Below are 9,942 nucleotides of genomic sequence, written 5' to 3'. Positions count from 1 at the left end.
CAGCTACGGCACGCATTCGCTTAGGCGCACCAAAGCGGCTTTGATATACAGAAAGACCGGAAACCTACGTGCCGTTCAACTTCTGCTCGGTCACAGCAAAGTGGACAGTACGGTGCGTTACCTTGGCGTCGAGCTTGAAGACGCGCTTAGTATTGCCGAACGTATCGATCTTTAACGATTTAGGCGGGCGGGATCGTCCGCTCGCCACTCCCAAGCAGACATTCGAATCTCCGGTTCACATTCCCTTCAGAGCCCAAAGCGGACTGAAATGTTTTCGCAAAAAATGAAGTGCGGCTATAGACATTCTCTTGAGCGGTCTAACCCATCACTAAATGCATTCACCGCCATCGATAACCAAGGCTTGCCCCGTCATAAAAGCGGATTCATCTGAAGCTAAATAGACGATCCCATGGCCAATCTCTTCAACTGTCGCCCATCGACTCATAGGGATCGCCTGCTCGATGTAGCCTTGCAGTCTGGCACGACCACCCATCTGCTTTTCGAAGCCTGCATTGAAGGGGGTGTCTACAAATCCTGGACAAAGGGCATTGAAACGGATTGCGTGGACAGCGTAGTCGGCTGCCATCTGCCGGACCATCGCAACAGCTGCGTGCTTTGTAGTCGCATAGGCGATCATACCCCGGTCGTATTGAACCCCTGAATTGGAAGCAGTGACGATCACGCTGCCTCCACCTTGTGATTTCATATGGGGGACGGCTGCGCGCGCGGCAATGAAGTGAGCGCGGACATTCAATGCCCAAGAAGCATCCATTCCATCTGGTTCCACTTCTTCCAGCGTTCCTTCGATCTGCAACCCAGCATGAGAGTGCAACACGTCAAGCCGACCGAAGTTTTTTACTGCTTCGTCTATGGCTTTGGTAAGGGCATCGTCATCGGTCACATCAAGCTGTATGGCAGATGCTTGATTCCCCTCCGCAACGATCGCGGCCACAGTGGCTTCAGCAAGTGTTGCATCCCGATCCGTTACCACAACATGCGCACCCTCTTGTGCCATTGCCATTGAACCTGCCCGACCAATTCCTGATCCCGCGCCCGTCACGAGCGCGACTTTACCTGCAAGCCGCATTTCACTTGGCTCCTTTATTTAACTATTCGATTTTGAGGCGCCTCGGCGCAAAAGCAGTTGCGCTGCAACGAGCAACAAGAGCGACGCGCCCATAACCATAGCGCCGATGGCATTGATCTCGGGAGTTACGCCGCGCCGGATGGATGAGAATATGTAGATTGGCAGGGTTGTTTCTGAGCCAGCTACGAAGAACGCGATGATGAAATCATCAAATGAGAAAGTGAAGCTGAGCAGAAAGCCTGCCAAAATTGCCGGTGCTATCAACGGCAGCGTCACCTGCCGAAAGGTGCCCCAAGGCGTCGCAAAGAGGTCAGCCGAAGCTTCCATGAGGGCACGGTCCATACCCGATAGCCTTGCACGTACGATGATTATGACCAGCGCCATTGTGAACATGGTGTGTGCGGCGACAAGCGTGGGCATCCCCATGGAAAGTTGCGGGGGATTTGCTCCATCGGGCCATAGGCTCGCAAGAAGCGGGTTTAGCCAGCCGAATACGGTGACTAGGGCAATGAGTGTCGCGATACCGATGACGATACCTGGTATCATTATCGCAATATAAATCATCGCATCGAACAAAGTTCGGAGCCATCCCTTAACCCCTTGTAAAGCGATGGCCGCCATGGTTCCGAGTGTGGAGGCGAGGCAAGCAGTTATGAATGCCGCAAGCAGACTGGTCTCGAGCGCGTCCATAACAAATGGGTTGTTGAGCGCTTTGCCATACCATTGGGTCGAGAACCCCATGAACTGGCTTGCGTGTCGTCCGGCATTGAAGCTGAAAAGCGCGATGATGCCGATTGGAATATAGAGAAAAAGGTAGACGCAAATCGCGTATAAGCGCATCGGACCCTCACATCAGCGAGACATCTTCGCGCTGGCCACCCAGGCGCGAGATGAATTTCATGTAAATTGAGACAGTGACAAGCATTACGACAACCAGCGTCATTGCGACCGCCGATCCGTACGCCCAGTTTCGAGACTGCAGGAACAGGTCCACCAGCGCATTTCCGACGAAAAAGACCTTTCCGCCGCCCAAGATCGCTGGGATCAGAAACTCGCCCATCAGCAAGATGAAGACCAGCATGCAGCCTGTTGCGATACCAGGTACCGACAGAGGAAGTGTCACCTGACGGAACGTACGCCATGGGGTAGAGCCGAGATCAGCCGATGCTTCCAGAAGGCGTTTATCCAGTTTGTCCAAGCTTACAAAAATCGGGAAAACCATCAAAGGTAGATACCCATAGACAATCCCAACAAGCACAGCGAAGGGCGTATTTATCAGGCGGATATCATCGATGCCGATCGACTCCAGTAAAGCGGGCAAGCCACGCCCCCCAAGGATGAAAATCCATGCGTATGACCGGATCAGGATCGATGTCCAGAACGGCACGATTACCAGGATCAACAGCGAAGTTCTCCACTTTGGTGAACAACGCACCGCAAGAAAGTAGGCGAGCGGATAGGCAATTACCAACGCAGCGATAGTCCCCAGAGGTGCAAGGATCAAAGTGTTCTTAAACGCCGTCCATCGCGCAGGAAGGTTGGCATATTGTTCCAAAGTGAACGCTGGAACATAGCCTCCGGCGGCACCCCGTTCGCCAAAGGAAAAGACGAAGACGACCAGCAGAGGAAGGGCAAGCATTACCAAAAGCCAAACTCCTGCCGGTGCCAGCAACAGTGCTTTTCTGCCTCGTTCGGTCATATTGTCCTCGTCTTTTCCGATATTGGCGGCCTTACCGCTTAGGCCGACTTGAAGCGGGCGAGCAACTCGGCACGGTTTGGATCGGTTAGCGTAGCCGCCGCGCCAAACTCGAGCGCATTCAGAAGGTCAGCTGCCGGATAAAGGATCGGATCTTCCAGCAATTCCTTCGGCAGCAACGCATTGGTGCGAGCATCAGCCGATGGATAGCCATGAGCGAGGACTTCTTTCGCATTAACTTCCGGGTTCAGCAGGAAGTCGATCAAGGCATAGGCGGCATCCAAATGGGGCGCGCCCTTCGGAATAGCGTAGTAGTCGGACCAGAGTTCACCGCCCTCAGCTCCCAGAACGTAGGCGATTTCAGGCATGTCGACATTCATCTGCTTGCCGTCACCTGTCCAGCACATCGTCATCCAAGCGTCACCGTTGCGCATCGGTGGCTGATAGTCAGACGAAATTGCAAACAGATGCGGCTTAGCATCCAGCAACAATTTCTCTGCATCGGCCAGTTCCTTCTCATCGACCGAGTTGAAGGAATAGCCAAAATACTTCAGGGCATTACCGATAGTGGTGAGTTGGTAATCGTGCACCATTGTCCGGCCTGAGTAACCCGCCATAGTCAGGTCCCAGAACTCTTTCCATGTGGTTGGAGTCGGAGCGCCATCAAGCTTGCTGGTATTCACTGCAAAGCCGGTCGTGCCCCAGTTTTTCGGCACCGCGTAAAGCTGGCCATCGACAGAACCAGCATCGGAAAAGCGCTGTTCGAATGAACCTGCGTCGTAGTTTGGCAGTTTGGACGTATCGAGCGGGATGATCAGATCTTCACCCACATACGTAGTGATCGTGTAATTGGTTGGAACGAACACGTCCCAGCCAGAGCCTCCGGCCTGCAACTTTGCCAACATCTCTTCGTTCGAGCCAAAAACATTGACCTGAACATGGGCGCCGGTGGCTTCCGTGAAGGCTTCGAAGTTCATCTCGTCATGGTAGTTCGGCCACGTGGCGAGGATCACTCGGTCGCCAATGTCTCCGGCAGCAAATGCCGGGCGTGGACGCAACCCAGGCATGGCCGTGCCCAGAACGGCCGTTGCCATCCCAAGACCTGTCACGCCCAAAAAATGTCGCCGGGTGACCGAACCCTTTTGGTACCGGCGAAGCTCTTCCATGAACTTTTGCTTGGAAATAGTCCCGTTATCATTGGTCATCGTGAACCTCTCTTTTGTTGGATTGCGGGAGTTGTTATTTTTCAAGGATCAGCAGTGCGCCTTCGCCCCATGAGACAAAGGCTTGCTCTCCTGCATTGAACGTCCCCTCGTTCAATTCCGCTTGCCTTGGCACAAGCACGTGGAAATCACCCAGTGCTTCGTTGCGCGCAAGGTATTCTGTGTGCTCCCCAAGGAAGATCCGATTTTTAATGGTAACTGGCAGAGCAATTTCAGCTGTGGGTAGCGCACGGGTCAGCGTGATCTGTTCAGGACGGATACTGACGCACACTTCCTGTCCTGCATCTATTGGAATCTCCGGAGTTCCGTGCACCTTTTGGCCACTCGCTAAACGCACAGTGATTTGGTCGGCTACTGCGTCAGTTACAGTTGCATCAAAGAAATTCGAGGTGCCTACAAATCCAGCCACGTAACGGCTGCGGGGCATGTCATAGAGTTCGCGTGGGCTGCCTACCTGCACAATACTGCCACCTTCCATCACGCAAATTCGGTCGGACATTGAAAGCGCTTCTTCTTGGTCGTGCGTGACGAGGACAAAAGTTATTCCCAGTTGTCGTTGCAGGTTCTGCAGTTCAAACTGCATTTCTTTTCGAAGCTTTCGATCCAGAGCAGCCATTGGTTCATCGAGCAGCAAAAGCTTGGGCTCGTTTACGATCGCACGCGCCAAAGCGACGCGTTGCTGCTGACCACCAGACATCTCCCAGATGCGACGTGGGCCAAACCCACCAAGACGGACAGTTTCCAGCGCCTGCTTAACCTTTGTCGCGATTGTTTGCTTGTCTATGCGTGGTCGTTGTTGGCGCAGGCCGTACGCGATGTTGTCGAACACGCTCAGGTGAGGAAAAAGAGCGTAGTGCTGAAACACCATGTTGACTGGGCGATGGTGCGCATCCAAGTCGTTGACGACTTCGCCATCGAGCAACACCTGACCTTCGGTTGGTTTCTCGAAACCTGCCAGCATTCTTAGTGCTGTGGTTTTGCCGCAACCAGATGGGCCCAAGAATGACAGAAACTCTCCTTTCCCAATGGAAAGATTCAGGTCTTTGGCAGCGACCACATTCCCGAAGGTCTTGGTCACTCCTCGGAGTTCCGCAATCGTCTGCATGGTGACGCTCATGTCAAAGCTCATATACTGCCGTTTTCCTTTTGCTTGATTTTTTGGCATTTACTGGCATACCACTCAAACAAGAAAAAAGTAACAATAACTCGGAATAACTGTATATACCACAATTAGAGTATAGAGGTTCTTTTCGAGAATCTGGAGCGGCGTGTGTACGATTGGATGGAAGAGGCCGGCAGGGTCGTGGAGAAGATCGGAACCCCAGAATTTCCATGTGCTTTGGCAGATGGCTTGCGGCAGGTCGCACCATTCGATTTTACAGTGGTGTTTGGCCATGTCGGAACCGAAGCACCGATAGACCTTCACGACGATTTTCCCAAAAGCAAACGGCGTATTTTTGTTGAGGATTACCAAGCGGGGCCCTACGTACTTGATCCATTTTTTTTGGCCGCGACAAAACCGATAACACCGGGTCTGTACCGCATGCGCGATATCGCACCGGACAGGTTCTATCAGGGCGAATACTATCGCAGCTATTACAAAAGGACTGGGTTAGCAGAGGAGATTGGCTACTTTATCGATATCCCAAGCACTGGGATGGTTGTGGTCTCGCTCATGCGATCAGTGAAGCCTTTTTCAGCCAAGGAAATTCGTCATTTGCACGCTCTATGGCCGCTCGTTCGGGCAGCCTGTTGCAAACATTGGAGTGACTTTCCAACGATGACCCGCGGCGCCGCAGCAAATGGCGTTAGTCGTCGCGTCGATCTTGCTTTCCAGGCATTTGGCGATGGCGTTCTGACGCCACGAGAAAGAGAAGTCGTTGAGTTCACGTTGAAGGGCCATTCGGCAGAAGCTGTCGGCACAATTCTCGGCATCTCTCCAGGCACAGTCCGCATCCACAGACGCAACATTTACGCGAAACTTAGGATCAACTCGCAGGGTGAGCTTTTTTCAAAGTTCATTGAAAAGGCACTTTAAAAGGTTCCTTGAACACCCACTTTGTCCGGATGCTGTTGAAAAAGTCGATGTGTAAGCGCGGCGGAAATAGCGGCTGAAGTCTTCCTGCTCGGCTCTTCACGCCGAGATTGGTCTGAGCTTTGCAAGTTTGCGGAGGTTCTGGACTGTTGCTGCGAGGTGGAACTCATCCTTGGCGCCGTTTGGTCCTCTAAGGCGGAGGCGGTCGAGGCCGATGATGCGTTTGAGGTGGGCGAAGAGCATCTCTACCTTCTTTCTGGCGTAGCTGGAGACGACATAGGCATCGGTCTTCGCGATATCCCGTGCTTTTTGGCGGGCGTCTTCATGCCTGGATCGGGCGATTTTCCGGGTCGCCTGGTTGGGCGTGCATCGGGGCTTCAGCGGACACGCCGCGCATTCCTGTTTCCGGGCGTAGTATTTCTTGAAGCCATCCTTGCCGAACGCCGGGCGCCCCTTTGAGATGTTCCGCCAGTACGGCTTCAGCTCCTTCCCGCCGGGACATTTGTAAGCATCGGTGTCCGGATCGTAGGTGAAGTCGGTGGCAGGAAACGCGCCGTCCTTGCGCTCGGACTTGTCGAAGACCGGGATGTGGGGTTCGATACCTTGCTCTTTCACAAGCCAGCCAAGCATCTCCGCCGCACCATAGGCCGTGTCTGCGGCCAGCAGCCATGGGTGCAGGTCGAAACGGTCTTGGGTTCTCACCAGCATGTCTCGCACGGCACCCACTTCCGCCTGACGTATCGGCGCAGTCGCTTCGACATCGACGATGATCGCATGGTCCAGATCGACCAGGTAGTTGGTGCTGTAGGCAAAGAAGGGCCTGTCGCCATTGGCTCCGGTCAACCGCGCGGCCGGGTCGGCGGGCGAGATCGCCTTCGGCTTTACCGGTGTCGCAGCGCCGAAGGCCGCATCATCGAGCGTATCAAGGTATTCCTGCGTCGCCCGGTTTGCAGCATCTGCTGCAGACCATTCCGAGAAGTCCACCTTCGTATAGCGGCTGGCATCAGCCTTGATGAGCGAAGCATCTGCTCCAAAGCTCTCGCCGCCGACCAGTCCCTCGGCAAAGCAGCGCGCCAGCACCTGCTCGAACAGATGCCGGAAGAGGTTGCTGTCCCGGAAACGTCCATGTCGGTTCTTGGAAAAGGTGGAATGATCGGGCACCGGATCGGCCAGATCGAGGCGACAGAACCAGCGATACGCCAGATTCAGATGCACCTCTTCACACAGCCGCCGCTCTGACCGGATACCGAAGGCATAGCCCACAATCAGCATTCGGATCATCAGCTCGGGATCAACCGAGGGCCTGCCTGTTGAACTGTAGAACGGCGCGAGATGTCGGCGCATGTCAACAAGGTCTACAAACCGGTCGATCGCGCGCAAAAGGTGATCCGTCGGAACGTGATCCTCAATACTGAACTCGTAGAACAGCGAACCCTGCGCAACTTGCCTCGGTCCCATCATCAGCAACTCTCCTGCAACTCAAGAGAATTGAATCAGCAGCCAAAGCATCGCTCAAGCAGAGTTTTTCAACAGTATCTCCGCATGGCCGCCGTCGGTTGATCGTGCAGCATCGGTCACTGGGGGCTCCGTGCTGCGGTTAGGGAAAATTTAGTGAATTTCTGCTGCGCGGACGAAGTCGACATTCACTTTTGCATAAAGATTACGACGGCGATTGCGCCAAAAATTCCACATCAAAAGCTTGCAGAAACAGGCTATCCCGAGCGCTCTCGCCTCAAGCTCAAGTGCGCGAGATTTCGGTTCATTCCGCTCCCAGAGCGAACGTGCCTAAAGATGAGCGTGAACAACCGAAAGCGCGTGATTGAGAGTGTTTACTGCGAACTCTCTTTGGCTGTCCGGATCATTTAGACGCAAACGTGCATCTTCCTGTTCTGCCTTGTAGCCCACTGGAAACTTATCACCTTCCAATACTGTTCCCCAAACCTGAATGTCCTTGATTGCCATGGGATCCACAGTCAATGGGTTGTCACCCAAAATAGTGAAGTTCGCTCGCTTGCCAGGTTCGATACTGCCAAGGTCCCGTTCAAGACGATGAGAATAGGCGGCGTTGATTGTCACTCCACGTAAGGCCTCTTCGACCGGGACCGTCTGATCCTGTCCTGCTACCCGACCGGAACTCGTCACGCGGTTCACCGCACACCACATTAGGAACAATGGATCACCGGGCGCCATCGGCATATCGGAATGCAGTGACCAGGAAATACCCGCTCGATCCAGATCACCAAGACGGACCATTTCATTGGCGCGTTCAGGACCAAGACCGGTTTTACTGTATTGATCCGCAAGTGCCGTCACGTAGTAGGGATTTGCGGAAACAATCGCGCCCAGACGTTTGATACGCATGACCTGATCGGGCGCACTCACAGCAAAGTGCACGATCACCGTTCTATGATCGAAACGAGGGTTTCTGCGCAAGTTCCGCTCTAAGGCGTTTAATACACGGTCCAACCCGGCGTCACCGTTGACGTGAATATGAACTTGGTAGCCCGCGTCCCAATAGGTTTGAAATGCACGCTCAAAGGCCGACAGGTCCATCATCCACTCGCCATGGTAATCGCCAAGCGGATCGTCCCTCAGTTGAATGGCAAGGGAATATATCGCACCGTCCGCAAAAAGCTTGACGCTGCCTTTGGACATACTGGTCTTGCCACCATACCAGTCGACAAGTGCTTCTGTCTGTTCGATCACATCTTCAGCATTGTCATATTTGGCGATCAGGCTTCTTCCATCTGGAATGAAGCTCCACCGGAACGGCATTGAGGGTGCGGAGAATACAGCGTTCACCGCATCCTGAACCGGGCGTGCCAGAATGCCGCCTGGCTCGTTGCCGTAGGTCACGCCCTTCGCATGCATGTAATCGCGCATGGTCTCCAAACCAGCGCGAAACTTTTCAGGGGTTGCCACGTATGGTGCAATCAAAGGCAGAACTGCAAACAAACCCTGTTCCCAGAAGTGTCCATGCTCAAAGCTGGATTGCATCTTTTCTGAGTCGGACCAGGCGTCCATGACCTCTTCGGTAACGCCCGCGGCCTCCATTGCAGCAGAATTCAGAATGAATTCGTGGCATGAGCGGGCCCACACAAAGATAGGGCGTTCGCTGCTGATCTGGTCAAGGTCCGACCGTGTCAGTGGACCATAAAATGCCGCGTGGTATCCCCATGTCATGACAGGGGTGTCCGGGTCTTGCTGACCATTAACAGCTTCGGACAACCGTGCCAGAAAGTCATCCTTGTCCACAACGGCGCGCGATAAACCCTGTGGCAAGTCCCAGTCCTCTATCGAAAGAATGACGGACGAAAGGCTCAAGCCGCCCAAAACTGGGTGATCATGCTGGGCGATAAAGCCGGGAACGATGATAAGGTCGGCGAATGTGTCATCAACGGTGAAGGGCTGTTCACCAATCGCCTCTTGGACTTGCTCTCTAGTGCCGGTCGCCAAAATCCGACTGTTTACAACAGCAACGGCTTCGGCGCTTGGAAGGTCGGGATCAAGTGTGACGATCTCGCGAGCCGTAAAAATCGTGACTTCATCAAGATCGAGTATCGCTCCGCCAAGATCGGTCAGCGTGCCTTCTTGCCCGAACAATGTACTCGGAGCAACGAGGATCGTCGTGCTCGTCAGGAAGGACCTTATAAACGCCCGTCTGGAGTTGTTTCCCATGGTGGATGCCTCTCCCTAATGCACTTACTAACACAAAATACGCAGATGTCCGCAATTCGGACATCGATCGATTTTCCCCAAACAACCGCTCTGCGGATGGGGTGGATGGCGTCTGCAGCCAACCGTCGCGCTTTGCGGCAAACTGCAGAAGACATCTTCTGCAAGGAAAGGAGCCCCACCATGGAAGTCACGACGATAGGATTGGATCTCGGTAAAGACGTCT

The 9,942-nt window shown here is 53.9% G+C and carries 9 protein-coding genes; 2 read left to right on the top strand and 7 right to left on the bottom strand.

Annotation, left to right across the window (positions count from 1 at the left end; all coding sequences use genetic code 11):
* The coding region (locus tag AC2FNC_RS18735) for a tyrosine-type recombinase/integrase (protein ID WP_496716237.1) at positions 1 to 175 on the top strand (175 nt) is incomplete at its 5' end.
* A gap of 153 nt (positions 176 to 328) precedes the next feature.
* Here the strand turns inward: AC2FNC_RS18735 and AC2FNC_RS18730 are convergent.
* Genes AC2FNC_RS18730 through AC2FNC_RS18710 form a run of 5 tightly spaced genes read right to left on the bottom strand, consistent with a single transcriptional unit; the run spans position 329 to position 5,123 of the window.
* The gene (locus tag AC2FNC_RS18730) at positions 329 to 1,087 is read right to left on the bottom strand and encodes an SDR family NAD(P)-dependent oxidoreductase (protein ID WP_496716236.1); all 759 of its coding nucleotides are present in this window, start codon (positions 1,085 to 1,087) and stop codon (positions 329 to 331) included.
* 18 nt (positions 1,088 to 1,105) lie between these two features.
* Entirely contained in the window at positions 1,106 to 1,927 is an 822-nt protein-coding gene (locus tag AC2FNC_RS18725; RefSeq protein ID WP_480521120.1) for an ABC transporter permease, read from the bottom strand.
* Positions 1,928 to 1,934: 7 nt separating this feature from the next.
* On the bottom strand, positions 1,935 to 2,786 hold the full coding sequence (locus AC2FNC_RS18720; protein ID WP_480521118.1) for an ABC transporter permease: 852 nt from the start codon (positions 2,784 to 2,786) through the stop codon (positions 1,935 to 1,937).
* A gap of 38 nt (positions 2,787 to 2,824) precedes the next feature.
* The gene (locus AC2FNC_RS18715) at positions 2,825 to 3,988 is read right to left on the bottom strand and encodes an ABC transporter substrate-binding protein (protein WP_480521116.1); all 1,164 of its coding nucleotides are present in this window, start codon (positions 3,986 to 3,988) and stop codon (positions 2,825 to 2,827) included.
* A gap of 34 nt (positions 3,989 to 4,022) precedes the next feature.
* Positions 4,023 to 5,123 (bottom strand): ABC transporter ATP-binding protein, encoded by a 1,101-nt coding sequence (locus AC2FNC_RS18710; protein ID WP_480607189.1) that lies wholly within the window; start codon positions 5,121 to 5,123, stop codon positions 4,023 to 4,025.
* 153 nt (positions 5,124 to 5,276) lie between these two features.
* Between AC2FNC_RS18710 and AC2FNC_RS18705 the strand changes: the two genes are divergently transcribed.
* Positions 5,277 to 6,044, top strand: a complete 768-nt coding sequence (locus tag AC2FNC_RS18705) for a helix-turn-helix transcriptional regulator (RefSeq protein WP_348540160.1) — start codon at positions 5,277 to 5,279, stop codon at positions 6,042 to 6,044.
* Between the two features lie 96 nt (positions 6,045 to 6,140).
* Here the strand turns inward: AC2FNC_RS18705 and AC2FNC_RS18700 are convergent, their stop codons facing one another.
* Together AC2FNC_RS18700 and AC2FNC_RS18695 are read right to left on the bottom strand one after the other, a co-directional pair.
* Positions 6,141 to 7,502, bottom strand: coding sequence for an IS1182 family transposase (locus AC2FNC_RS18700; RefSeq protein ID WP_496716234.1), 1,362 nt, complete (start codon positions 7,500 to 7,502; stop codon positions 6,141 to 6,143).
* Between the two features lie 324 nt (positions 7,503 to 7,826).
* Positions 7,827 to 9,719 carry an amidohydrolase gene (locus AC2FNC_RS18695; RefSeq protein ID WP_496716232.1) on the bottom strand — a complete coding sequence of 631 codons (1,893 nt, stop codon included), beginning with the start codon at positions 9,717 to 9,719 and terminating at the stop codon, positions 7,827 to 7,829.
* Between the last annotated feature and the right edge of the window lie 223 nt (positions 9,720 to 9,942).

It is taken from the genome of Ruegeria sp. BHSA123 (assembly GCF_059613425.1).
Note: the sequence above shows the minus strand (reverse complement) of the source record. Positions and strands in the feature narration are given on the sequence as shown.

Excerpts from the sequence above, each read along its gene's own strand:
- AC2FNC_RS18730 (WP_496716236.1), bottom strand. The coding sequence starts at position 1,087 with ATGCGGCTTGCAGGTAAAGTCGCGCTCGTGACGGGCGCGGGATCAGGA.
- AC2FNC_RS18725 (WP_480521120.1), bottom strand. The coding sequence starts at position 1,927 with ATGCGCTTATACGCGATTTGCGTCTACCTTTTTCTCTATATTCCAATC.
- AC2FNC_RS18720 (WP_480521118.1), bottom strand. The coding sequence starts at position 2,786 with ATGACCGAACGAGGCAGAAAAGCACTGTTGCTGGCACCGGCAGGAGTT.
- AC2FNC_RS18715 (WP_480521116.1), bottom strand. The coding sequence starts at position 3,988 with ATGACCAATGATAACGGGACTATTTCCAAGCAAAAGTTCATGGAAGAG.
- AC2FNC_RS18710 (WP_480607189.1), bottom strand. The coding sequence starts at position 5,123 with ATGAGCGTCACCATGCAGACGATTGCGGAACTCCGAGGAGTGACCAAG.
- AC2FNC_RS18700 (WP_496716234.1), bottom strand. The coding sequence starts at position 7,502 with ATGATGGGACCGAGGCAAGTTGCGCAGGGTTCGCTGTTCTACGAGTTC.
- AC2FNC_RS18695 (WP_496716232.1), bottom strand. The coding sequence starts at position 9,719 with ATGGGAAACAACTCCAGACGGGCGTTTATAAGGTCCTTCCTGACGAGC.